Origin of the sequence: Thiocapsa sp., from assembly GCF_022340925.1 — a bacterium.
In the GTDB taxonomy this organism is placed as follows: domain Bacteria; phylum Pseudomonadota; class Gammaproteobacteria; order Chromatiales; family Chromatiaceae; genus Thiocapsa.
The window spans coordinates 1-23739 of the sequence record NZ_JAJDNA010000013.1; the positions used below are offsets into that span (position 1 = coordinate 1).

At 63.5% G+C, this 23739-nt stretch carries 27 protein-coding genes; 12 read left to right on the top strand and 15 right to left on the bottom strand.

Features of this window, described 5'->3' with window-relative positions; genetic code table 11:
• Window positions 1–256, top strand: a 256-nt coding sequence (locus LJE61_RS01840) for a hypothetical protein (protein ID WP_296917257.1), incomplete at its 5' end; no start/stop codon positions are given.
• Window positions 257–463: 207 nt separating this feature from the next.
• Here the strand turns inward: LJE61_RS01840 and erpA are convergent.
• From erpA to LJE61_RS01870, 6 genes are all read right to left on the bottom strand, one after another.
• Entirely contained in the window at window positions 464–814 is a 351-nt protein-coding gene (erpA, locus tag LJE61_RS01845) for an iron-sulfur cluster insertion protein ErpA (protein WP_296917259.1), read from the bottom strand.
• A gap of 278 nt (window positions 815–1092) precedes the next feature.
• Window positions 1093–1908: a DUF6776 family protein gene (locus tag LJE61_RS01850; RefSeq protein ID WP_296912988.1), complete on the bottom strand. Its 816-nt coding sequence runs from the start codon at window positions 1906–1908 to the stop codon at window positions 1093–1095.
• A gap of 58 nt (window positions 1909–1966) precedes the next feature.
• Window positions 1967–2998, bottom strand: a complete 1032-nt coding sequence (argC, locus tag LJE61_RS01855) for an N-acetyl-gamma-glutamyl-phosphate reductase (RefSeq protein ID WP_296912991.1) — start codon at window positions 2996–2998, stop codon at window positions 1967–1969.
• Between the two features lie 152 nt (window positions 2999–3150).
• Window positions 3151–3516, bottom strand: coding sequence for a HesB/IscA family protein (locus LJE61_RS01860; RefSeq protein ID WP_296912994.1), 366 nt, complete (start codon window positions 3514–3516; stop codon window positions 3151–3153).
• 82 nt (window positions 3517–3598) lie between these two features.
• Window positions 3599–4051, bottom strand: a complete 453-nt coding sequence (locus LJE61_RS01865) for a DUF5063 domain-containing protein (protein WP_519972662.1) — start codon at window positions 4049–4051, stop codon at window positions 3599–3601.
• Window positions 4052–4233: 182 nt separating this feature from the next.
• Window positions 4234–4398 carry a rubredoxin gene (locus LJE61_RS01870; protein WP_296913000.1) on the bottom strand — a complete coding sequence of 55 codons (165 nt, stop codon included), beginning with the start codon at window positions 4396–4398 and terminating at the stop codon, window positions 4234–4236.
• A gap of 274 nt (window positions 4399–4672) precedes the next feature.
• Between LJE61_RS01870 and thiD the strand changes: the two genes are divergently transcribed.
• The 6 genes from thiD to LJE61_RS01900 all read left to right on the top strand — a co-directional run bounded on the left by thiD (window position 4673) and on the right by LJE61_RS01900 (window position 11420).
• A complete protein-coding gene (thiD, locus tag LJE61_RS01875) occupies window positions 4673–5464 on the top strand; it encodes a hydroxymethylpyrimidine/phosphomethylpyrimidine kinase (RefSeq protein ID WP_296917261.1) in 792 nt (263 codons plus the stop codon).
• Window positions 5461–6096 (top strand): thiamine phosphate synthase, encoded by a 636-nt coding sequence (gene thiE / locus LJE61_RS01880; RefSeq protein WP_296917263.1) that lies wholly within the window; start codon window positions 5461–5463, stop codon window positions 6094–6096. The genes thiD and thiE overlap by 4 nt, the downstream gene beginning before the upstream one ends.
• Complete coding sequence (gene hemL / locus LJE61_RS01885; protein ID WP_296913008.1) at window positions 6093–7376, top strand: glutamate-1-semialdehyde 2,1-aminomutase; 1284 nt, start codon at window positions 6093–6095, stop codon at window positions 7374–7376. Before thiE ends, hemL begins: the two co-directional genes overlap by 4 nt.
• Window positions 7377–7499: 123 nt before the next feature.
• The gene (gene prpB, locus LJE61_RS01890) at window positions 7500–8387 is read left to right on the top strand and encodes a methylisocitrate lyase (RefSeq protein ID WP_296913011.1); all 888 of its coding nucleotides are present in this window, start codon (window positions 7500–7502) and stop codon (window positions 8385–8387) included.
• A gap of 195 nt (window positions 8388–8582) precedes the next feature.
• The gene (prpC, locus tag LJE61_RS01895) at window positions 8583–9737 is read left to right on the top strand and encodes a bifunctional 2-methylcitrate synthase/citrate synthase (RefSeq protein WP_296914333.1); all 1155 of its coding nucleotides are present in this window, start codon (window positions 8583–8585) and stop codon (window positions 9735–9737) included.
• 234 nt (window positions 9738–9971) lie between these two features.
• The gene (locus LJE61_RS01900) at window positions 9972–11420 is read left to right on the top strand and encodes a bifunctional 2-methylcitrate dehydratase/aconitate hydratase (RefSeq protein WP_296914335.1); all 1449 of its coding nucleotides are present in this window, start codon (window positions 9972–9974) and stop codon (window positions 11418–11420) included.
• A 108-nt stretch (window positions 11421–11528) separates the two neighbouring features.
• Here the strand turns inward: LJE61_RS01900 and LJE61_RS01905 are convergent, their stop codons facing one another.
• The gene (locus LJE61_RS01905; protein WP_296914338.1) at window positions 11529–12299 is read right to left on the bottom strand and encodes a spermidine synthase; all 771 of its coding nucleotides are present in this window, start codon (window positions 12297–12299) and stop codon (window positions 11529–11531) included.
• Between the two features lie 219 nt (window positions 12300–12518).
• Here LJE61_RS01905 and LJE61_RS01910 point away from each other — a divergent pair, with 219 nt between their 5' ends.
• On the top strand, window positions 12519–13499 hold the full coding sequence (locus LJE61_RS01910) for a hypothetical protein (RefSeq protein ID WP_296914341.1): 981 nt from the start codon (window positions 12519–12521) through the stop codon (window positions 13497–13499).
• 35 nt (window positions 13500–13534) lie between these two features.
• Window positions 13535–14137: a YqiA/YcfP family alpha/beta fold hydrolase gene (locus LJE61_RS01915; protein WP_296914344.1), complete on the top strand. Its 603-nt coding sequence runs from the start codon at window positions 13535–13537 to the stop codon at window positions 14135–14137.
• Window positions 14138–14230: 93 nt separating this feature from the next.
• On the opposite strand, the gene LJE61_RS01920 is transcribed toward LJE61_RS01915, so the two are convergent.
• Window positions 14231–15436 (bottom strand): TraB/GumN family protein, encoded by a 1206-nt coding sequence (locus tag LJE61_RS01920; protein WP_296914347.1) that lies wholly within the window; start codon window positions 15434–15436, stop codon window positions 14231–14233.
• Window positions 15437–15894: 458 nt separating this feature from the next.
• Between LJE61_RS01920 and LJE61_RS01925 the strand changes: the two genes are divergently transcribed.
• On the top strand, window positions 15895–16326 hold the full coding sequence (locus tag LJE61_RS01925; RefSeq protein WP_296914350.1) for a hypothetical protein: 432 nt from the start codon (window positions 15895–15897) through the stop codon (window positions 16324–16326).
• 23 nt (window positions 16327–16349) lie between these two features.
• A complete protein-coding gene (locus LJE61_RS01930) occupies window positions 16350–17417 on the top strand; it encodes an AI-2E family transporter (RefSeq protein WP_296914353.1) in 1068 nt (355 codons plus the stop codon).
• 75 nt (window positions 17418–17492) lie between these two features.
• Here the strand turns inward: LJE61_RS01930 and LJE61_RS01935 are convergent, their stop codons facing one another.
• On the bottom strand, window positions 17493–17759 hold the full coding sequence (locus LJE61_RS01935; protein WP_296914356.1) for a hypothetical protein: 267 nt from the start codon (window positions 17757–17759) through the stop codon (window positions 17493–17495).
• Window positions 17760–18206: 447 nt separating this feature from the next.
• Between LJE61_RS01935 and LJE61_RS01940 the strand changes: the two genes are divergently transcribed.
• Entirely contained in the window at window positions 18207–18521 is a 315-nt protein-coding gene (locus LJE61_RS01940) for a DUF3301 domain-containing protein (protein WP_296914359.1), read from the top strand.
• A 13-nt stretch (window positions 18522–18534) separates the two neighbouring features.
• Here LJE61_RS01940 and LJE61_RS01945 read toward each other — a convergent pair whose 3' ends face one another.
• From LJE61_RS01945 to LJE61_RS01970, 6 genes are all read right to left on the bottom strand, one after another.
• On the bottom strand, window positions 18535–19008 hold the full coding sequence (locus LJE61_RS01945; protein WP_296914362.1) for a ClpXP protease specificity-enhancing factor: 474 nt from the start codon (window positions 19006–19008) through the stop codon (window positions 18535–18537).
• A 20-nt stretch (window positions 19009–19028) separates the two neighbouring features.
• Window positions 19029–19664 (bottom strand): stringent starvation protein SspA, encoded by a 636-nt coding sequence (sspA, locus tag LJE61_RS01950; RefSeq protein ID WP_296917266.1) that lies wholly within the window; start codon window positions 19662–19664, stop codon window positions 19029–19031.
• A 214-nt stretch (window positions 19665–19878) separates the two neighbouring features.
• On the bottom strand, window positions 19879–20610 hold the full coding sequence (locus LJE61_RS01955; protein WP_296910694.1) for a cytochrome c1: 732 nt from the start codon (window positions 20608–20610) through the stop codon (window positions 19879–19881).
• Window positions 20607–21851, bottom strand: a complete 1245-nt coding sequence (locus tag LJE61_RS01960; protein WP_296910696.1) for a cytochrome b N-terminal domain-containing protein — start codon at window positions 21849–21851, stop codon at window positions 20607–20609. Before LJE61_RS01960 ends, LJE61_RS01955 begins: the two co-directional genes overlap by 4 nt.
• Window positions 21851–22444 (bottom strand): ubiquinol-cytochrome c reductase iron-sulfur subunit, encoded by a 594-nt coding sequence (gene petA, locus LJE61_RS01965; protein ID WP_296910698.1) that lies wholly within the window; start codon window positions 22442–22444, stop codon window positions 21851–21853. The genes LJE61_RS01960 and petA overlap by 1 nt, the downstream gene beginning before the upstream one ends.
• Before the next feature lie 351 nt (window positions 22445–22795).
• Window positions 22796–23548: a Nif3-like dinuclear metal center hexameric protein gene (locus tag LJE61_RS01970; RefSeq protein WP_296917268.1), complete on the bottom strand. Its 753-nt coding sequence runs from the start codon at window positions 23546–23548 to the stop codon at window positions 22796–22798.
• Window positions 23549–23739: the final 191 nt, after the last annotated feature.

Consider the following 23739-nt stretch of genomic DNA (forward strand, 5'->3'; position numbering starts at 1 on the left):
TTATGCGCGAATAATGATGCGAGACTACAAATTTCGACAGACAGAGTGGCCGCGGCGCAAGACACGCAACGCGACCCAACGGATCCTCGCCGTGCTATTGGCGGGTCTGGGACTGGCTTTGCTGGTGTATGCAGGGGTCCAGTGGCTTGCGACGAGACCGGCACACGAGGGGACGGTGCCGAGCGATGCACGCGTCATCCCGTTGACGATTCCGCCCGAGAAGCCGGCACAACTCGGCGGAGACGCCGGGGGATAGCGTCCGGTCGCTCGTTGTCGAGATCATTGGGCTGAGCGCGCCCCGGGGAGGAGAGCCATCTCCGATCACACTCAGTGTACCCGTTTCCCCCAAGATAGGGCAGCGACGGTCGGTCGTTTCCCGCATGTTCAGGCGCTGGAGCGCTTCACAGCAGCTGTGCATCCTGCCGCTGCACGGGAGGCGCAGAATGGGTGTTTCAGGGCTTGCCTAGGTCGAGAACGACGAACCACAACCACAGGTGGTGGTCGCGTTCGGATTGCGGATGACGAATTGGGCGCCTTGCAGACCTTCGGTGTAATCGATCTCCGCACCCATCAGGTACTGGAGGCTCATCGGGTCGATCAACAGCTTGACGCCGTCGGTGACGACCTCGGTGTCGCCGTCTTGGACCTCCTCATCGAACGTGAAACCGTACTGGAAACCCGAGCATCCCCCCCCTTGGATGTAGACGCGCAGCATGAGGGCCGGATTGCCTTCCTCGGAGATCAGTTCGGCGACCTTCGTGGCAGCGGAGGTCGTGAACACGAGCGGCGTATCTACGGTGGCTTCAGTGGTCATGGCAAATCAGCTCACAATTTCAGGTTTGTCTGTCGCCATATCCTATGCGCTCGGTCGGCTTTTTCAATACCTGGGCGCGGCTGGGCCGGGGGCGAGATGTGCTCAGCTCACTCAGGCGACGATGATCGATTGCCCAGCCTGGCCGACAATCAGCAGGCAACTTCGAGACGCGGCCTCCTGGATGCGGTTTAGTGTCGATCGGTTAGGCAACAGACCATGGCGGTGTCCTCTCTGTGCCGATGGGAGCACCGGGTTCTTCAGCGCTCCCACGAGGGAAATCAGCGACCCTCCGAAGACCCGTCATCGAGCGAAGCCTCAGGACGAAGATCCCCGGTCTCCAGCGCCCATGGGAACGACTCCAGGGTCGGAATCAAGCTCTCGCTGGACGGCTCGATCCCGACCACGACGCCGCTGGGCTCGAAACCATCCGGAAGCTCGAAGGTCCCAGACAGGGTCTGAAAGTGCTCGAACGCGACCCGCAATTCCCGTGGCTCTGCGGCCGGTAAATCACTCAGCGACAGGGTCATGGCAGTGTCGCCATTGTGTCCCTCGATCTCGAACCGCACGCGCCCCTCGGCTTCACCGAACCCAGGAACCATCTGGGTGACCGTGAAGCTGTAGCGAAACGCCCCGGTTCCATCGCCAGCCATCAGATGCAGATCCTGGACTCGCATGGCACCCCGCCCGCCCTCTTGGACCAGCCGCTTCAGGTAGGATAACTCGCGGTTAAGGGCGAGCCGGGCGTCTTGGGCCTGTTTCAGCTGATCCGTGAGGGCGCGGGCGGCCTCGCGATCAATCTGGTGGCTGCGCTCCAGGATGACCCGTTCTCGGAGTGCTGTGGCCAACCCCTCTCGAAGCGACTCGCGTTCAGCCACCACTGAGCGGACCTCCGCAGTCAAAGCCGCCAGTTGCAGCTCCCACCCGGACGAAAGCCGCCGAACACCGAGCTCGAACCCGCCCCAGAATGCCGCGGCCAACAGGACGGCGTAGAGGCCGATCGCGAGCAGCCGGTAAGACAGCCTCCTGAACGAGTCGGTCATGGAGTCGGCGGTGTTGGCGTTGGAGCGACTGGTCACCGAGCGGCGGGTTGACACGGGATCTCAGCGCACGCCACCGACGTCTCCTCAAGAAGCATCAACTGGCACCCTAAACCTAAGGCAGAAGGGGCAGCGCGCCAAGCCCGACCGACTCCTCGATGCCAAACATCAGATTCATGTTCTGGACGGCTTGCCCCGCGGCGCCTTTGACGAGATTGTCTATCACCGACTGGACCACCACGACGCCCGAGGAACCCTGGAGGGTTGCGGCAATTCGACAGAGGTTGGCACCGCGCACGGAACGCGTGTCCGGATGGGCGCCCCCAGCCATCACGTCGACGAAGGGCTCATCCGCGTAATAGTCCCTGAACAAGTCGTCGAGATGGATCGCCACATCGGTCAGCCGCGCATAGATTGTGGCCTCGATTCCTCGAATCATTGGGACCAGGTGCGGAACAAAGGTGAGATTCAGGTCTGGGCCAGCGAACCTGGTCAGGTTCTGTCGGATCTCGGGCGCATGCCGATGGCCCTTGACCGAGTAAGCTTTGAAGCTCTCACCAACCTCCGCCATCAACAAAGCCGTGGACGCCTTGCGCCCGGCCCCGCTGACCCCGGACTTGGCGTCGGCGATCAGCCAGCTCGGATCCACGGCGCCCGCCGCCAGCAACGGGAGAAGCCCCAGGGTCACAGCCGTCGGATAACAGCCTGGATTGGCCACCAGTCTGGCAGCACGCACCTCGGCCCGATTGAGCTCGGGCAGCCCATAAACCGCTTCAGACAGAAGCTCGGGACAGGCGTGAGGCCGACCGTACCAAGCCTCCCAAACGGCGGGATCCTTGAGGCGGAAATCTGCGGCCAGGTCGACTACGCGCACCCCTTGTGCCAACAGCCCGGGAACGGCCGTCATCGCGGTCCCGTTGGGGGTAGCGAAGAAGACCAGGTCGCATTGCGCCAGCGCACGCTCGTCCGGCGCGGTGAATGAGAGCCCCAGACGCCCCCTGAGGTGGGGAAAGATGTCTGCGACGGGCGTCCCAGCCTGGGTGCGCGAGGTGATCACCGAGATCGAGGTCTCGGGATGACCCGCGAGGATGCGCAAGAGCTCGGCCCCGGTGTAACCTGTACCGCCGACGATCCCGACTCTGACCATGCCGACCCTTCCCCCCGTTCGGGCGCAGCCCACCCGCAGGACCTAACTCGTGCGACCAAGACCAGCGATCCCCGCAACAAAAAAGCGGCCGTTGCCGCTTGTTCGTGCGAGCGAGGCGCCCCGCCCATCATCAACGGGACGCGGAACGCCCCTCAGGAGCAGCCTCCACCCGAGGAGGAGCCGCAGGAGCCGCAGCCGCCGCCGACTTGGGGGAGATTGTTGAAGACGAACGTCGCATTTCCATCGCCTTCGTCGACGAAGTCGATCTCGACACCGCGGAGATATGGAAGCGTCCCGTCATCGACGACCACATTGAATCCATCGCAGGCAAGCACGCCGTCATCCGCGTTGATGGCGTCCGTGAAGGTCATTCCAAAGCTGATACCACTGCAACCGCCGGGCGTCGCGAACACCCGAACCCCCTGAACCCCAGCGTCAACCTGCTCGAACAGGTTGGCCATCTTGGCCCTCGCCGGCGCTGTCAGTGTCAGCTCAGTTTCACTTAGGACGGCGGACATCGATCATCACCTCGTGACACAAACGAAAACGGGGCGAAGGGTAGCAGAAAACGATACGGCCATGCCACCGCCGGAGCGAGGCTCACGCCTCGAGGCGGTCTTCGGCCGCGAGCCTGGCGAGATGGCGCTCGGCATCCACGAGATGCCGGCCCCAGTGCGAGTCAAAGCCGACAGCCCAAACAGTGACCGCGCAGACGGGATCCTGGTCGTACAGCCTCAGCCCCAGCTTTAACTCACAGTAGATATCGGTCAGATCGTCGGCCAGGCTGCCAGTCATGCCGTCCGCCCCCTCGCTCGCCCGGTCGAACTCCAGCCAGTAGGCATCCCGGTCCGCCAACAACTTGCGTAGGCGCGAAAACAGCTCGAAGCGCTCGTCTAGATCGACGGCATTCATCTGGCCGAATGCTGACGAAGGCACCGCGACCGAAGCGACGGCCGCGTGAAGTCGCGGCAGCAGAAACACTACGTCTTTGAGCCACCGCTTCGGCTCGTATGCCGACGACTCGATGCGGTCGCAATATTGCTTGGCGAGCACGGCAACCTCGAGGGCGTCGACATGGCACAGCTGCCTAGAAGCGATCGTCGCGTCCATGTGAAGGAGTGTAGACGAGACGGGCCACAATGCGCGGCAACCTGTGCCTCCCAGTATCCCATTCGCCCATCGCGTCGCGGCGGAAGACGTGAAATCCCCGCCCTCCAACCTCAGGTCCCTCTCGACTAGACCTCGACCATCTCGAAGTCGTCCTTCCCTGCACCACACTCCGGACACTTCCAGTTGAGCGGTACGTCCTCCCACCTCGTCCCGGGCGGGATGCCGTCGTCGGGCCACCCCTGCGCCTCATCGAAAATCAGTCCGCAAATCACACACATGTACGTCTTCATCAAGTCACTCCAAGGGACACCGATCGCTGCCGTCCGGCGTTGCCGACGTCGACTTCCATGACAGCAGCGGGGTTTCATCCAGTCCATGGTCGGGCGGAGACCGGACAAATTCAACAGCGCCGCATCAGGCCCGGCCGTTTTCGCCACCCGGAGGGGCCTCACGACCCGAGCATGCCTGATCGAGGGGGCCGCGAAGACTCGCCATCCCTGTTATCTTCTCTGGCGGCGCCGGCCTCGTCGGCCCGAGCGGATCAACTTAAGAGGGACAGAGACCATGAAGGAAGTCGCCGATCGACCGGTCGTCCTCTGTGTGGGGGGCCACGACCCGAGCGGAGGTGCAGGGATCCTCGCAGATGCGGAGGCCATTACGGCCGCGCGCGTGTTTCCGGTCACCGTGATCAGCGTCGTGACCGAGCAGGATAGCTGCGGACTGTCTCGGATCTACCCGCAATCGGCCGAGCAGGTCGAGGGCCAGTGCCGGAGACTCTTGGGCGATTGCATGCCGCGTGCGCTGAAGATCGGCATGGTCGGCAGCTCGCGCGTGATCCGCGTCCTGAACAACCTGATCGACGAGAATCCGGACCTGCCGGTGATTCTCGATCCGGTGCTGGCGAGCGGTGCCGGCGAGCAGGTCGTGGACGCTGCCATGCTGAATCAGCTTAAGCAAAATCTGATTCGGCGCAGCACGCTGATCACGCCCAACCTTCCCGAGGCGCAAACCTTGACTGCCGGCCGGAGTCCGACGGACTGCGCGGAAAGTCTGCTCGCGGGCGGGGCACGCTGGGTCTTGGTCACCGGCACGCACGACAACACCATCGATGTCACCAATCGGCTGTTCAGTGCCGAAGGATTCCAGCAGACCTGGACTTGGCCCAGGCTGGAGGCGGAATTCCATGGATCAGGCTGCACCCTGGCAAGCGCGATCGCGGCGCGTCTCGCGCTGGGGATGACGATGCCAGACGCCGTCGACGAGGCACAAGCCTACACCTGGGAGGCCCTGAAACACGCATTTCGCATCGGCCGCTGTCAATTGACGCCGAACCGGCTGCATGCGCTGACGCCATGACGCCGTTACAGGGCCTCTATGTCATCACCCCGGAAGGCACAGACCGGCCTGACGTCCTCGCCGACCAGGTCGGTCGCGCGATCGCCGGCGGGGCCCGGATCGTCCAGTATCGTGAAAAGGGTCGGAGCCGTCAGGAGCAATACGATCGGGCCAACGCGGTCCTCCAAATCTGTCGAGCCGCGGGCGTTCCATTGGTCATCAACGACGACGTGACGCTCGCCGCAGAGCTCGGTGCGGAGGGGGTCCACCTTGGCCGTGACGACGGCGATCCCCTCGCGGCGCGAGACCGACTCGGGACAGACGCCATCGTCGGCGTGTCCTGCTACGATGACTTGGCTCGCGGACGCGCTGCGGCGCGGCGCGGCGCGAGCTATGTGGCGTTTGGGAGCTTCTTTCCGTCCCCAACCAAACCAGACGCGGTTCGCGCCTCCCGCCAGCTCCTGGCTGCCGCCAGCCGCTGTATGGAGGTTCCGTTGGTTGCGATCGGCGGAATCACACCAAAGAATGGCCCGCTGTTGATCGCGGCGGGCGCCCGAATGCTCGCGATCATCAGCGGTGTCTTTGCGCAACCGGACGTAACCGCCGCCGCTCGCACCTATGCCTCACTCTTTCCTGCAGGAGATCCCCGATGAGCCGATCCCATGAACTCTTCCGAGCCGCCCAGCGCCACATCCCGGGCGGCGTCAACTCGCCTGTGCGGGCGTTCCGCGGCGTTGGCGGCGATCCGGTGTTCTTCGAACGTGCGCTCGGGCCCTATGCCTTCGATGCCGACGGAAAACGCTATGTCGACTATGTCGGGTCATGGGGACCCATGATCCTCGGACATGCCCACCCCGACGTCCTCGCAGCCGTTCAGCGGCGGATCCAGAACGGGCTTTCCTTCGGCGCGCCCACTGAGCTGGAGACGACAATGGCCGACAGGGTCTGCGAGCTGGTGCCGAGCATGGACATGGTGCGCATGGTCAGCTCCGGGACCGAGGCCACCATGAGCGCCTTGCGCTTGGCCAGGGGCTTCACCGGCCGCGACAAGGTGGTCAAATTCGAGGGCTGTTATCACGGTCATGTCGATTCCCTCCTCGTGAAGGCCGGCTCCGGTGCGCTCACGCTCGGTGAGCCCAGCTCACCGGGCGTGCCGGCCGCGCTGGCCGAGCTGACGATCACGCTCAGTTACAATGACCTGGATCAGGTCCGCCAGGCCTTCGCCGAGATCGGCGACGCGATCGCCTGCGTCATCGTCGAGCCCGTCGCCGGGAACATGAACTGCATCCCTCCGGTACCCGGTTTCCTCGAGGGGCTGCGCGGGATCTGCGACCAGTATGGGTCCGTGCTCATCTTCGACGAGGTGATGACGGGTTTCCGCGTTGCCCGTGGCGGGGCCCAGGAGCTCTTCGGCATCGACCCGGATCTAACCGCGCTCGGAAAGGTCATCGGAGGCGGAATGCCCGTGGGTGCCTTCGGCGGCAAGCGCGAGATCATGTCTCACATCTCACCACTCGGCCCGGTCTACCAGGCCGGCACCCTGTCGGGTAACCCAATTGCGATGGCCGCGGGGCTCAAGACCCTCGAGCTGATCAGCGAGCCGGGGTTCTACGATCGACTGAGCGCCACCACAGCGGGGCTCCTCGCCGGGTTGCAGGCGCGCGCCGATGCCGCCGGCATCCCGTTCAGCACCAATCGCGCCGGCGGGATGTTCGGGCTCTTCTTCACCGGCGAGCAGGTGATCAACTTCGAGCAGGCCACCCACTGCAACCAGGATCAGTTCAAGACCTTCTTCCACGCGATGCTGGAGCGTGGCGTGTACCTGGCCCCTTCGGCCTTCGAGGCCGGCTTTGTTTCGATCGCGCATGAAGAGGCGCAGATCCAGGCCACGTTGGATGCGGCGGAGGAGAGCTTCGCCCTGATTGGCGGTTAAACCACGTCCGGCATGGCCAGGCACAACTCAGCGAGCGTCGCAGCGGACGCGGTGGAACAACCGCTGCGCCTCCGCGCCGAAGAGCGGCGCGAGCCCAATTCTCGCGGTATGGAGTCGACCAGCATGACCGAGACAGACACGCCCGGCGCGCGACTGCGGCTCGCCGTTCGCGACGAGCATCCGCTTCAGGTCATCGGAACGGTCAATGCCTATCATGCAATGATGGCGCAACGCACGGGCTATCGCGCGCTGTATCTCTCCGGGGGCGGAGTCGCGGCCTGCTCATTCGGTCTTCCAGACCTGGGGATGACCAGCCTCGACAATGTCTTGGAAGACGTGCGCCGAATCACCGACGCATCCGACCTCCCTCTCTTGGTCGACGCCGATACCGGCTGGGGCGGCGCCTTCAACATCGCGCGCACCGTGCGATTGATGAGTCGCGCGGGCGCCGCCGGTTGCCATATCGAGGACCAGGTCGCAGCGAAACGTTGTGGCCATCGGCCAGGAAAGGCCATCGTCTCAAAGGGGGAGCTGGTCGACCGCATCAAGGCCGCTGTGGATGCGCGCACCGACGACTTCGTCATCATGGCCCGCACGGACGCCCTGGCCGTCGAGGGCATGGAGTCCGCCATCGACCGCGCCGTGGCCTGTGTCGAGGCGGGTGCGGACATGATCTTTCCTGAAGCTGTGACCGAGCTGGCCCAGTACGAGCGATTCGTCGCGGCGGTCAAGGTCCCGATCCTCGCCAATATCACCGAGTTCGGTGCAACCCCTTTGTTCACGACGAGCCAATTGGGCGGCGTCGGCGTTGCGCTGGTCCTCTATCCGCTGTCCGCCTTCCGTGCCATGAATCAGGCGGCTCTCAAGGTCTTCGAGGCGATTCGCCGGGAAGGGTCCCAGGCAAACGTGGTCGACACCATGCAGACCCGTATGGAGCTCTACGACTTCTTGGGGTACCACAGCTTCGAGCAGAAGCTCGACAAGCTGTTCGCGGATCAGAAACCGGATTGACGATCACCCCTCGAACCCGGCAATGGCGTTCGATCGATCGTCGGGGGCGCAGAGCAGGTGGTCTGCGCCGACGAGGGAGATCCAACCGGAAGCAGTCGAGTGGCAGGACGCGTTGGGCTTGGTACCTCGGCCCAACTGAGTCGAAACACCCGGCCTGCTTCATGCCTTCGCATCGCGGTGAAGGCGGAGTTTAAGATGGCCGAGAACCACGACCCCCCAGTGCCTAGACCCAAAAAATCCGTTGCCCTGTCCGGTACACTAGCCGGCAACACCGCCGTCTGCACCGTGGGACGTACGGGCAACGACCTCCACTATCGGGGCTATGACATCCTGGACTTTGCCGACCAGGCCGAGTTCGAGGAGATCGCCTACCTCCTGATCCACGCGCATCTGCCGACAGCTGCCGAGCTCGCGGCTTACAAGCGTGGGCTCCAATCATCCCGCGGGCTGCCCGCCGCGCTCAAGACCGCCCTGGAGCAGATCCCGCCGTCGGCGCATCCGATGGATGTGATGCGAACGGGCGTCTCGCTGCTCGGCACCCTGGAGCCGGAGCAGAATGACATGCCGGTGGCCGCCACCCGCGACATCGGGGACCGCTTGATCGCCAGTCTAGGCTCCATGCTCCTTTACTGGTATCACTTCGCCCACAACGGGCGACGTATCGAGGTCGAGACTGACGACGAATCGCTCGGCGGGCATTTCCTGCACCTTCTGCACGGGAAGGCACCTTCTGCCGAGTGGGTGCGGGCCATGCACACCTCTTTCATCCTCTATGCCGAGCACGAGTTGAATGCCTCGACCTTCGCCGCACGCGTCGTCGCGGGCACCCAGTCGGACATCTACTCCGCTGTCACAGGCGCGATCGGCGCGCTCCGCGGGCCGAAGCACGGCGGCGCAAACGAGGCCGCCTGCGCGATCCAGAGCCGCTATTCCAGCGCGGAAGAGGCAGAGGCGGACATCCGCGAGCGGGTCGGCCGCAAGGAGATCATCATCGGGTTCGGCCACCCCGTGTACACCACAGGTGACCCACGGAACGGGGTCATCAAGTCGGTCGCACGGCGGCTTTCCGAGTCCAACCGGAACACACGCATGTTCGAGATCGCGGAACGCCTCGAGACGGTCATGTGGGACCTCAAGCACATGTTTCCGAACCTCGACTGGTTCTCCGCGGTGTCCTACGCCCAGATGGACATCCCCACGCCCTTGTTCACACCGATCTTCGTCATCGCGCGGACCACGGGCTGGGTCGCCCACGTCATCGAACAACGCCTGGACGGCAAGATCATCCGACCCAGCGCCAACTATGTCGGACCCGAGAACCGGAGCTGGGTGCCGATCGAGAGGCGTTGACCTGCCGCAGCCGCCAGGACGAGAGGCGCTTGGAGGAGCTGACACACGGGTTCCGGTCCGTCGCGATTCGTGGTTCATCGCGGGATCCGAGTGCCGGAGACCTGAGCTGGTGGCTTGTAGCCAAGGTACAGGCTGATTGATCGACCATCCTGGCCGAGAATCAGCGCGCATCCTGCCACGCATGGGAAGGGCTGGATTCTCCAGCGCTTGCTTACTCCCCCCGGAGAGCCTGCAATGATCTCACACAGCGCCGACGCCAACCTCCGTCCACCCCCGGACCAGGAGCTGGTCGCGATCGCGGACTATGTCTCTGACTTCCGTATCGATTCGCAAGCGGCCGTCACCACAGCCAGACACTGCCTGATGGACTCGTTGGGCTGCGCTCTGCTTGCGCTGCAGTATCCCGAGTGCACCAAGCATCTGGGTCCCATCGTTCCGGGCACTGCGGTCCCGAACGGTGCCCGTGTGCCCGGGACCCAGTTTGCGCTGGATCCGGTCAAGGCGGCCTGGGACATCGGCGCCATGGTTCGCTGGCTGGATTTCAACGACACCTGGCTCGCAGCGGAATGGGGACATCCCTCGGACAACCTCGGCGCCATCCTCGGCCTGGGAGACCATCTCTCGCGCAAGGCGGTCGCCAGCGGCGAAGCCCCGCTGACCATGAGCGATATCCTGCACGCCATGATCAAGGCTTATGAGATCCAAGGGGTCCTGGCGCTCGAGAACAGCTTCAATCGGGTCGGACTCGATCATGTCGTGCTGGTCAAGGTCGCCTCGGCGGCCGTCTCCGCGCACATGCTCGGTGCCGACAAGGACCGGGTCATCGACACCCTTTCCCACGCATGGGTCGACGGGCACGCGCTCCGAACCTATCGACACGCCCCCAACACCGGGTCACGCAAGTCCTGGGCGGCCGGCGATGCCGGCTCGCGTGCGGTGCGGCTCGCCATGATGGTCGACAAGGGTGAAATGGGCCTGCCTTCGGTTCTGACCGCCCCGCGGTGGGGCTTCTACGACGTGCTCTTCAGGGGCCATCGCTTCGCCGTCCAGCGCGGCTACGGCAGCTATGTGATGGAGAACATCCTGTTCAAGATCAGCTTCCCGGCCGAGTTCCACGCCCAGACCGCCGTGGAATGTGCCATGATCCTCCATCCCCGGGTCAAGGACCGCATCGAAGACATCGCGCGCATCGAGCTCACGACGCAGGAATCGGCCGTGCGCATCATCAGCAAGGAGGGGCCGCTCTACAATCCGGCCGACCGTGACCACTGTCTTCAGTACATGGTGGCCATCCCGCTGCTTTTCGGGCGTCTCACCGCAGATGACTACGAGGAGGCGGTCGCAGCCGACCCGCGAATCGATGCGCTGCGGACAAGGATGGTCGTGACCGAGGATCCGCGCTATACCGCTGACTACCTGGACCCGGACAGGCGTTCGATCGCCAATGCCATCCAGGTCTTCTTCACCGATGGCACGGGAACCGAGAAGATCGAGGTCGAATACCCGATCGGACACCGCCGCCGTCGCGCCGAGGGCATCCCACGCCTGGAGGTCAAGTTTCTCGCCGCGCTCAAGACCCGCTTCCCGAGGGGCCGGGCCCAGGACATCTACGAGCTTTGCCGGGACGAAGGGCGCCTGATGTCCACCCCGCTCAACCGCTTCATGGATCTCTTCGTGATCTGAATCCGCGCACCCCGGTGGACGAGCGCTGCGATTCACCGGGTACCGCTGGGTCCCGCCCATCGACCCATCCAGCGGGAGGATCTGCCCCGCGGACGTGACCGGGAGCGATCAGCGTGACTCTTGAAGTCGAAATCCCATGAGCTCAAGAACAACGCCCGTCACGGCGCCGCCGAGCAGCCCGCCCAGCAATCCTGGCGGAACCGCGCCGAGGACCTGGTCTGCCGCGTCCTGCGCCTGGCTGCCAAACGCGGCCGAGGTGGTCCCGCCGATGATCCAGATGCCCGCCCCGATCACAGCCGCGACGAGTCCGGCGACGACGGGGTCCGACAACGCCCCCGGAAACCAGCGCGCGCTTCGCGCGACCAGCCAGCGCTCGGACATCTGGAAGAAGGTCCCGACCAGCGCCACGACGCCGGCAGACAGGACGAAGATGCTGGGCGCAGCCTCCGTCAGCGCAGACAGGACAGCGAGGATCCCGCCCGCCGTCAAACCGGCGATCAAGCCGGTGAGGGTCTCGGCAAGCGGCCGCCCTCCTCCAGTCACCATCCAGGCATAAAAGAGACCTGCGACCATGCCTACCCCGCCGGCCGTACCCGCAATCAGAATCAACTCGACATTCTGCCCGGTGACGATCAGGTAAGCGATGGATGCGAGGACCCCCGCCATGGCACCCACGAGCGCGACCGGCATGGCACTATAGAAGGCAGACGTGGTCGTCGCGGCGGCGGCGGCCGCGATCACAAGCGGGTGCCACCCCGACAGGCCGAGAATGCCCAAGATCTGATAGAGACCCCCGAAGAGTGCGCCGAACAGAGCGCCAGCGAGCGCCCAGATGAACAGCGTCGTGATGACGGTGGTCGTGTTTTCCTTGGCTGGCATATCCCCTCGACAGGATGACTCTCGATCGGTGTCAGACAACACGATGCCGGCGACCGGCACCGAACGGCTAATAACGCAACCACTATAGCGTGGCACCTGCACATAGCCGTGCGCAAGCTCCGGATCACGCGGGCACAGTTGCTCGGGTCATCTGTTATGCGTCTCCAACCCATCTTTACTCTACACTTGGCAGAGATTGATCCGGTTGTCGACGCTGGCATGTCCAAACAACTCTGCAACGGTACTCGACGTCTCATGCAAGGCGAGAGACGTGTGTTCTACGATGGCTACTGGATCAAGTACTACGAGCCACCCGCCGATAGCCTCGAGACCAAGCGCGGCCTAATCCAGGCGCTCACCCGGCGACTGTTCAACCACGTTGAGCATGGAATCAACATTCCCGGTTGGCGGCTGAACGAGGCGCGCGCAGCATACGCGAGGGAAACCGACCCCGAGCGTAAGCGGGTGAACGGGGCGATGCTCGCAGGCGCGCTCTTCAACCGGGCGGCCGACATCTTCACCTGCCTTGTTGATCTTCAATCCGCTGGGGTCGAGATCGCAGCGGACAACAGCCTCATGCGTGAATGCGGGCAGTGCCTGCTGGAGGCGCTGGATTTGGGAAAGATGGTCCGTCACCGGGGCGGGGATGAAGGCATCGATGAGCTTTGGGGCGAGCCCTTCAAGGCGTTCTCCATGACGATCGAGGACTTCTACAGCAGCCGCTACCTCAAGATCGCCATGACCATGCGGGACATCGACCGCATCGCCGCAACGCTGAAAGAGACGTTCGCGCACAGCCGTCAGATCACCGAGGTCGACCCACGGATCGACGACCTGGCGCAAGCGGCCAAACGCAAATGTGAGATCCTCCGCACCGACCCGGCGGTCTTCGATGTCTGGCCGGCATTCGTGGTCGCGAGCGACCGGCTCGCTCGCATTGCGCCGTTGCTGCCGCCGGAGGCCAGTGGCGATGCGACGCGCGAGGCCATGGCCGGGATTCGGCTGCTACGCCAGGGGGCCGAGCTCATCAGCTTTCTCGTGCGTGCACGCGTCCCGATGCCGAAGAGCACGCGCGATTTCATCGACTGTTGTCATCAGTTTCGTCACACCTTCTTCGAGCTTCCGCGGCCCGACGGCGACGCGGGCTCGATGAGCCCATCGCAGGACGCATGCCCCAGAGATCATCTAGCTCGGGCATGAGGATGGTCATCTAGCGATCCGGCGAGGCGCGCGCGGTGCTGGTTTATTTCCACGGGCTCAATAGCTCGAGCCGCTCTCTCAAGGCCCAGCGCCTCCGAGAACGATTGAAACCGCATCGCGTGGTCGCGATCGACTATCCGGCCCACCGCCCCGGCGATGCGGTCGCGCGACTGTCGGTTTTCCTCTCGGGGCTTCTCTCGCGGCAGCCCGCGATCGAGCCAGCTCTGGTGGGTAGCTCCATGGGCGGCTTCTATGCGCAGTATCTGGCCCGACGATTCCGATTCTCGCACGTCTATCTGATCAACCCCGCACTCACGCCGTGGAGCCTGTTCAGAACACGCATCGGCGAGGCCATGACCACCGCAGACGGCGAACCTTATCTGGTGAGCGAGGCCCTGATCGACAGCACCCGCGCCTACGCGGTGGCGAATCCATGCGATGGCGTAACCACCACCCTCTTTCTGGATCGCGGCGATGAGGTCATCGACTACCGCATCGCTGAGCGTCTCTATGCTGACTGCGGTCGCCTGATGATCTGGGACGATGGCGACCATGCCTTCCAGCACCTTGACGAGGCGATCGAGACGATTCGCCGGCAGCTCGATGCCTTTGACCAACCTCGGGACCAATCCGCATAAGCCGGATTGCCAGCCTGCAATGACAGACACGCGGCGCGCTCGGGGACGCTTGGGCGAACGAGGGTCCATCGTTTCAGGTCGTCGACCGGGTCATCATGAAACCCCGGCGTGGAACAACTGGTCGACGATGTGGAAGCCGGCCACATAGGTGCCGACACCCGAGCCCAAGGTGCTGAGCAGGAACACCAGGAAGACCCTTGCGACGCGGTTACGCCACCAGCCGCGCCAGGTCAAGACATCGTGCCGCAGGCGGTTGAAATCACCGACCCGAGGTTTTCGCATCGACAGCTCAACCGCTCCGGCGACCATTCCTGCACCGATGGTCGGATTTAACGAGGTCAACGGCGCGGCGAAAAACGCGGAAGCGACCGTAAGCGGGTGGCCGCCGGCGATCAGCGCGCCCATGGCGGAGAGTCCGCCGTTGATAATGACCCATGCGGCGACCAGGCCCCACCCCAAGCCGGTGTTCTGCGCAAAGCCGAACCCGAACCCGCAGAGGATCAGCACGACGAGTCCCCACGCGAGGAACCTCGGCCAACGGCTTGGCCTGGCGACCCGCTCCAGCTCGCGGGTCACCGCAACGGGGTTCTCGTGGTCCTGCTCCAGATAGGCGGCGATACCCTTGAGGTGTCCCACGCCAACCACGGCCAGGACGCGCTTCGCGCCGCTCCTTGCGGATTCGCTGCGCAATCTCGCGGCCATATAGCGATCGCGCTCGTCGATCAATGGAACGTAAAGGTCCCGTCGATCCTGAGCGAACTCGGCGAAGGTGGTTTCCAGCACGTCGCCTTCCTTGAGGCGCTCGATCTCCTCTTCGCTGACCTCGTCCGCGGTCAGCATGGCCGCAATCAGACCGGTAAAAAGCGTGTAGCGCTTCCACCAGCTCAGATTTGCGGAGATTCGCTTCAGGGTGATGCCGATATCGCGATCGATCAGGAACACGGGCAGGCCCAACTCGTTGGCCACCCGCACAGCTGCACGCTGCTCGGCACCCGGCTCGATTCCAAACTGATCGGCCAGACGCTGCTGATACGCAGACAAGGCCAGACTCGCGACCACCATGGCGACGCGCCGCTGCCGAATGACTGAGAAAAGATCCATCTGAGACAGCGCTTTAGGATCCATCAATGCGGTGAAACGGCTACGGCACAGCTCCACCGCCACGGCGTCGTAATCGCCGCTCTGTAGAAGCTGATGGACCTCTTCTTCGCTGGCGCGTGAGACATGCGCGGTCCCAAGGAGCGTGAGCCGCGTCTCCGCGAGGTCGAGCTCGAGCTTCGGTTCGATGGATTCAGGCATGAGCGAAAGAGTCGATCGAGGCCAGGCGGGGCGAAGGCGCGAATGATACCCCAGGAATGCGACTGCGGCTGACCGGGCGCCTGCCCGGCAAGAAAACCCGCGGCGCTACGGTGGTTTCCGAGACAGGCGCCTGAATCTTCAGCCGGGTCTTGAAGCCCTTCTCACACCCCTTGCTGGCTGCCCGGGCAGGGAGAGACCGCTCAGAGGCTGTCCACCGGCCACTGATCGCGACGTCGACATTGGTCGTGGACCGACGTTCACTTATGATAAGCCCAGGCAGGGACTCCATCATCGGGATGCATATGACAGACTCGGGAGAGCAATCGGTTCGAGTGCCTCGTTGCGCTTGCAAGCGCAGGAAGCAATCCGCGGTCAATCCGCCAGGGAGGCCGGAATCCGGCGCCATTGATGGTCGCTGGCAGCAGGCTCAGCGCAGCGGGACAAAGCGCAATTCCCGAGTGGCGGGCCAGCTTGGCCGAACCCAGAGTCTGCTCTGGGTGCTGCTCGTCTCCGTCCTGAGTGTCGGCTGCGCGATGGTTGAGAAGGATCGGCGGGCCTTGGGGCTGGAGGCCGCTACGACCGGCTATCAGTCGGCACTCCGTTGGGGCTACTACGAGACGGCATTCGGCTTCCTTCATCCGGATCAGCGAAAGGACCTGGAGCGACCGGAGGCCCTCGACGGCCTGCGCATCACTGGGTACGACGTGGTCCAGCCGCCGGTCATGCAGGACGACGACACGGCCAGCCAGATCGTCGTCATCGACTATCTTTTCGAGGATGCCCAGGTCGTTAGGCGGCTTACCGATCGTCAGGTCTGGCGCTGGGACGACCAGCTCAAGAGCTGGTGGCTCGACTCCGGCTTGCCTCGGTTCGAGTCGGACCCAGGCTGAGACCAGACGCGTCGCGCCCGCCCATGAGCTCCGATCTCGGATTCAGCCCCGCCGCACGTTTCCTCGTGGTCGCCGGTGCATCCGTGATTCTCGTCGCCGGGATGCGGGCGGCATCCTCCCTGATCACCCCATTCCTGCTCGCGGTCTTCATCGCCGTGATCGCGACCCCTCCGTTGCGTGACCTGCGCCGACGAGGCGTGCCGAATTGGGCGGCGATGTTTCTGGTCGTTCTCGTGATTGCCGGCATCGGCAGCGTCTTCGCGATCATGATCGCGGGCTCGCTGGACGGCTTCAAGGCGAGCCTGCCCGGCTATCAGGAGCGGATAAAGATGCTCATCGGCGACCTCGCCGGATGGCTCGACGGGATCGGCATCCACACCTCGCGTGAAGCGCTACAGGCGTATGTGGATCCGGCCAGGGTCCTGGGGATGGCGGGCGAGCTCGTCTCGGGGCTCAGCGGAGTCCTCGCCAATGCCTTTCTCATCTTGCTCACGGTGGTCTTCATCCTGCTTGAAGCATCCGGCCTGCCGGCCAAGCTGCGCGCTGCGCTCAAATCCCCGGAGGTGTCCACCGAACGGCTGCAGGACGTGCTGGACAGCATCAATCGGTATATGGCCATCAAGAGCCTGACCAGCCTGGGAACTGGTGCGGCGCTCTGGGTTTGGCTCTCCATCTTCCGGGTCGACTTCGCGATCCTCTGGGCCTTGCTCGCCTCTCTGCTGAACTTCGTCCCCACGATTGGCTCAATGCTCGCTGCGATTCCCGCGGTATTGCTCGCCCTCGTGCAGATCGATGTCCAGACAGCCGTGCTCGTGGCCATCGGTTATCTGATCGTCAACACGCTGATCGGGAGCATCCTGGAGCCCAGGATCATGGGACAGGGACTCGGCCTTTCCACGCTGGTCGTATTCGTTTCACTGGTCTTCTGGGGTTGGGTGCTCGGACCGGTGGGGATGTTTCTCTCTGTCCCTCTCACCATGTGTCTCAAGATCGCGCTGGACGCCAACCCCCAGACCAGGCCAATCGCCATCATGCTGGGTCCGGAGGTGCGAGAACCGCAAGAGAATCGATCGCCTCCGCCCGCCGGCTGACCGCCTGCGATCCGCCCACTGCGACCCAGCGCTGCATGTGGCGCCCGCCCGCGATGGCCGGGCGCCAAATGCAGCTTATTCACCGGAGAACATCGCCTCGAGGCGGTCGATCTCATCACGGAGCTGATCGGGAAGCGAATCCTTCATGGCAACCAGTTTGTCCATCAAGTCCCGAGCGATGTCCTTGTTGTCTTGAGCCAAGAAATCCTTCACTTCCTGGATCATCTCCTTGGCCTCGTCGATCGCCGCAGAGCCAGCCTCCGATGCCGACTCTGCCATGGCAGAAACCCCCTCACCAGCCCGCTCGGTGGCATCCTTGGCCGTTTCGACGGCCTGATCCACCGCGCTTGGCTCCTCGCTCGGCGCCGCTGCCTCCTCGACAGGTGCTTGATCTTGGCCACAGGACCCAAGGCCGAGCGCGGCGCATGACACGATGATGCTGAAGAGAACCCGTCGCGTCATTTCAATCACTCCGTTTCTGTTCAAGGGCCGCCAGTATAACCAACTCAGGGACTGTCCACTGAGCTCGTCAGGCCACGAGGGAGTCCTGTGTCGGACTCGGCCTGGCTCGCCGTCGAGGAAAGCGCTCCGGTTGATCCGGGGGGGTTGACGTGGAACGACCGGACGGACCGTCCGACGCATCGTGGCACGGCGAGTGGGCACCGGGCCTCCGACGCGACTTGCCACCTGCCGACCCACACGGCAGAGTTCGGTTCGTCAGGGACCGCGACCCGCAGACGGCGTCTGTGGTCGGTCCGGTTATCCGGTCACATGCGAGGACGCACCGGCATGAGCCATCTGCTTGCGATCTTCCTGCTTCTCCTGGTCGGCTGGTTCTGGCTGGACAGTCTCCGCGCGCGGGAGATCGCGACCGAGATCTGTAAGGTCGCCTGCGCCCACCGCGAGCTCCAGTTCCTGGACCAGACCGTTGCCTTGCGACGACTCGGCCTGGCCTGGCGATCCGAGGGATTGAGAATACGCCGGGTCTATCGTTTCGACTTCAGCGAGGAAGGCGTCGGCCGGCGCAGTGGATGTCTCGTGATGCGAGGACTGGTCCTCGAGGATCTCAGCTTCGGATTGCCAGCCCAAGCAGAGGATAGATGAAGCGCCTGCCGGATTACTTGACGATCTTGAGGGTCGGACCGCCGTTCTTGCCTTTGCCCTTTCGGGAAGCAGGCTTGGAATCCCGTGACGCCTCGGCACCCTTGGGTCTATCGGCCAAGTCCCCGCCCGAACCGGCCACCGGTGTCCAGTCGGACTCGCCGCTCCCCTGGGACGGATAGGGCAGCTCGGGAAAGACCATCCCTTGGCCGTTTTCCCGGGTGAAGATCCCAAGCACCGCATCGGACGGGAAAAGCACATCGCGCGCAACGCCGCCGAATCGCGCGTTGAACGCGATCCGTTCGTTTCCCAGGACCAGGCCGCGAACCGCCGCAGGTGAGATGTTCAGCACCAGTCGATCGTCCTCGACGAACTCCGTCGGCGCCAGCACACCTGGGTAACGCACATCCACGACGAGATGGGGCGTCATCTCGTTATCCAGGATCCACTCGTAAATCGCTCGGATGAGATAGGGTTTCGTCGAGGTCATGACAGGGACTTCTCGATCCACTAGGCGACGTCCGCGATCATCTCCTTCTCGGCCTCCGTCAAGCTCTTGCGAAAGGCGTCCCAGGCAAAGATGCGTCGCATGTACAGACGAAGGGCCTCGGCTTGGGACGGCACCTCGACGCCCAGGACCGGGAGCCTCCACAGCAGGGGCGCGACGCAGCAGTCGACGAGCGAGAACTCATCGCTCATGAAGAAGTGATGGGCGCCGAAAACCGGGGCGGTGGCGATCAAGCTCTCGTTCAGCTCTTTCCGGGCCTGGTCTACCTCGTCCGCACTGCCCGTCTGGATCTTTTGCATCAGAGAGTACCAGTCGCGGTCGACGCGGTACATAAAAAGCCTCGCGCTTGCACGGGAGACCGGGTCAACCGGCAACAGGGGCGGGTGCGGAAAACGCTCGTCCAGATATTCCATAATGATCCGCGACTCGTAGAGCCGGAGATCCCGGTCGACCAAGGTCGGCACGGTTCCATACGGGTTGAAATCCATGACCTCGTCGGGGAGGTCATGCGCATCGACGTCGACGACGTCGACGGCGATTCCCTTCTCGGCGAGGACCATCCGTACCCGGTGGCAATAAGGGCAGGTGGGATCGGAAAATAGCGTCATCACAGCTCGTCTACCCGCAGCCACTGCCATTCTTCCCATCTCAAGCAGGTGGTCAAAGCCCGGTCGGGCCCGGGGAATCTGTGTCACCGACCTTCCGGGTCGGCTGCCTTGAGCATGGCGCGCGGCGCCTTAACCGGGGCCGGGATGACCGACCGCGAGGTCGCGCTACACCCGGGAGCCCAGGACGAGACGGAAGAACGAATCGACCCCGGCAGACCAGGGTCGAGGCAGTCTCTCGCGACGTTTAGTGAATGTCTTTCCAGTACTCCTTCTTCAGCGCATAGGCGACGATGAAGAACAAACCGAGGAAGAGCAGGACGTACACGCCAAGTCTGCGACGCTCAAGCTTGATCGGCTCGCCTGCGTAGGTGAGGAAGGCGGTGATGTCACGGACCATGTTGTCATACTCCTCGGGCGTCAGACTGCCCGGCTGAGTCAGGACAACCCCTGTGACCGTCGCCTCGTGACCCTCTCCGTGCGTCTCCATGACGGGCTCCTGGAGGCCTTGAAGATCACCCAGCACGTGGGGCATACCAACCAACGGGAAGATCAGGTTGTTCACCCCGTAAGGCCGTGCCGGATCCGCGTAGAAGCTCCTCAGATAAGTGTACACCCAATCCGGGCTGCGCCACCGCGTCACCAGCGTGAGGTCAGGAACGGCTGTGCCGAACCAAGTCTCGCCGTCGGCCGGACGCATCGAGTTGGTCATCATGGACGTCGGTTGAGCGTTACCGAAGAGGAGGTTGTCGCGCAGCGACTTGTCGTCGATCCCCAGATCCTCGGCCATGCGCGAGTAGCGCATGTGCTTGAGCGAATGGCAGCCCATGCAGTAGTTGACGAAATATTTTGCCCCGCGCTGCAGTGACGCCTGATCGGTCAAATCGATCGCGGCCTTGTCCAACTCCTCGTGTCCCCCCGAGGCGAAACCGACGGTGGGGAGAAGGAGTACCAGGATGGCGATGATCAGCTTTCTCATGAGGTCACCCTCTCCGGAACAGGCTTGGTCTTGTCGATCGAGGTGTAGATCGGCATCAGCAGGAAGTAGGCGAAGTAGATGGAGGTAAAGATCTGCGCCAACAGCGTCAGGAAGGGATCGGCCGGTTGCATCCCGAGCCATGCCAGGATCACGAAGCTGACGGCAAACAGACCCGTCATGGTTTTCGAGATCGGCCCCTTGTAGCGCATCGACTTCACTTTGCTGCGGTCGAGCCATGGCAACGCAAACAAGATCAGGATCGCCCCGAACATCACGACGACACCGGGGAATTGCGATCCGTACATGGGGGGCACGGCACGAAGCATCGCGTAGTAAGGCGTGAAGTACCAGACCGGCGCGATATGCTCAGGTGTTTGGAAAGGGTTGGCCGGTTGGAAATTCGGCGCCTCGAGGAAGAGTCCGCCGAAGGTGGGGGCGAAGAAGATGACGGCCGAGAGGAGGGCCAGGAAGACCACCACGCCCACGGTATCCTTCACGGTGTAGTAGGGATGGAACGGGATGCCGTCCGCAGGCGCCTTATCGCTCCAGCGATTGCCTTTTGGGCCTTCCTTGATCTCGATCCCGTCCGGGTTGTTGGAGCCGACGTGGTGCAGCGCGACAATGTGCAGGAACACCAGGGCAGCCAACACGAACGGCAAGAGGAAGTGGAAGGCGAAGAAACGATTGAGCGTCGCATCCGAGATGACGTAGTCGCCACGGACCCAGACCGAGAGATCGTCTCCGATCACCGGCACCGCCGCGAAGAGGTTGACGATCACCTGGGCGCCCCAGTAAGACATCTGGCCCCAGGGCAAGAGGTAGCCGAAGAAGGCGGTCGCCATCATCGCGAGATAGATCACGACACCGATGATCCACAACAGCTCGCGGGGTTTGCGGTACGAGCCCCAGAGCAAGGCGCGGAACATGTGCAGATAGATGACGATGAAGAAGGCGGACGCGCCGGTGGAGTGGATGTAGCGAATCAGCCAGCCCCACTCGACATCGCGCATGATGTACTCGACCGACGCGAAGGCATCGGCAGCGGAGGGCTTATAGCTCATCGCCAGCCAGATCCCGGAGACGATCTGGATCACCAGGGTCAAGATCGCAAGCGAGCCGAAGAACGACCAGAAGTTCAGATTCTTCGGGGCGTAATATTCGGAGAGGTGGGCCTTCCAGGTCTCCGTCAGCGGGAACCGCTTGTCGATCCAGCTGAGGTTTTCGGTCTTTTCCGCGCTCATCAAGCAGCTCCTCGATCCTCACCAACCAAGATGGTGGTGTCGTTGAGATAGGTGTGGGCAGGAATCACCAGGTTGGTTGGCGCCGGAACGCCCTTGAAGACACGGCCGGCGAGGTCGAATCTCGACCCATGACACGGACAAAAATAGCCGCCGCGCCACTTTTCGCCGAGGTCGTCAGGGGCAAACTCCGGGCGAAACGTCGGCGAGCAGCCCAGATGAGTGCAGATCCCGATCACGATGAAATATTGCTCTTTGATCGAGCGCGTCGGGTTCTGACAGTATTCGGGCTGCTGCGGCACCGTCGAGGCTGGATCGACCAGCAATGGATCGAGTGTCGGCAGCGCCTCGAGCATCTCCGGCGTGCGGTTGACGACCCACACGGGTTTGCCACGCCATTTGAGGCGCAGCATGCCGCCGGGTTCCAACTGACTGATATCGGCCTCGACCGGCGCACCGGCGGCACGGGCCTTCGCACTGGGATTCATGGAATCGATGAATGGAACGAGGGCGAAACCGGCTCCCACGGCTCCGACCACGCTGGTCGCGGCGACGAGCACACGCCGCCTGGTTTTGTTCACGCCTTGTGCGCTCATAAGCCACTAACCCCCGGCTGGCGCGAGCACCCAGATCAGCTCAACGGCTGGCCGCTCACGCGTTGTCATGGAAGGAAGTTCAGAATATACCAATTCTCTACAAAATCGACCGGAAATTGTCTTCCATTCCGGTGGGACTGGTCAAGGTTTGGCCGAGTCGGTGGCGTAACGAACTTGGGCGATCGAGAGGCCACGCGCGCCCTGAAGGATCCCCGCCGGAGCGGGTCCGAAGAGAGCGCAGAGCGAGCGATTCGCACCCACCGAAAGGCGCGGTCGCACGCTCGGCGGTCGTCTCGCGTGAATGAATCAACGGCCTCGGCATTGCCTCAAACAGCCATTTCACACCGCGTGCTACGCCGGATTGTCGATATCGACGAAGCGGTGCTCCAGTTTGAACCGCTCGGCCAGGTGTCCGCCCAACGCCTGCACGCCGAACCGTTCGGTCGCGTGGTGACCAGCCGCGATGAAGGCGATCCCATACTCGCGCGCCTGGTGCGTCGTCTGCTCCGAGATCTCTCCACTGAGGAAGGCGTCCACACCAAGCTCTGCGGCCTGCGCGATGTACCCCTGGCCGCCGCCGGTGCACCAGGCGAGGCGCTCGATGCACGAACGCCCCGCGCGGACCAGGGTGGGCTGACGTCCCAGTCGTTCAGAGATCTCGCCTGCCAGCGCGTCGGGAGAGCAACCGTGCGCAAGCCGACCGGTCCAAAGCAGCCCCTCGGTGCCGGGAGCCGGCTCGGCGTCGAGGACACCGAGCCGCATGCCGAGTGTCGCATTGTTGCCCATTGTCGGGTGCGCATCGAGCGGCAGATGATAGGCGATCAGACTGGCCCCGGCGCGCAGCAGTCTCCGCGCACGGCGACCCTTGATACCGGTGAGACAGGGATTCTCACCCTTCCAGAACCAGCCGTGGTGGACCAGAATCGCGTCCGCGCCGGACTCTCCGGCTGCGTCGATCAGCGCGGCGCTCGCCGTGACCCCGCTCACCAGCCGCTGGACAGGGCGTTCGCCCTCGACCTGGAGGCCGTTGGGTGCAGAGTCGCTGAAACGGTCGGCATCGAGTAGACGGTCACAGTAGGCAACCAGCACACGCGGCTCAACCATCTGAGGCTCCTCCGGGGCGATGCGACCGGTCGCTCGGTGCTCCCCTTCGCACCGATCGCGCCGCGTTCAAGGTGGGTCGAAAACGAGATCGACATCGTCGCATGAGTCTCAACGCGAGGGGCCTTCGATTCAGAGCCAAGGCGCAGTCCCGGTCGCGGCGTGAATAGGCTAAAATTGAAGGCCTGGTGAGG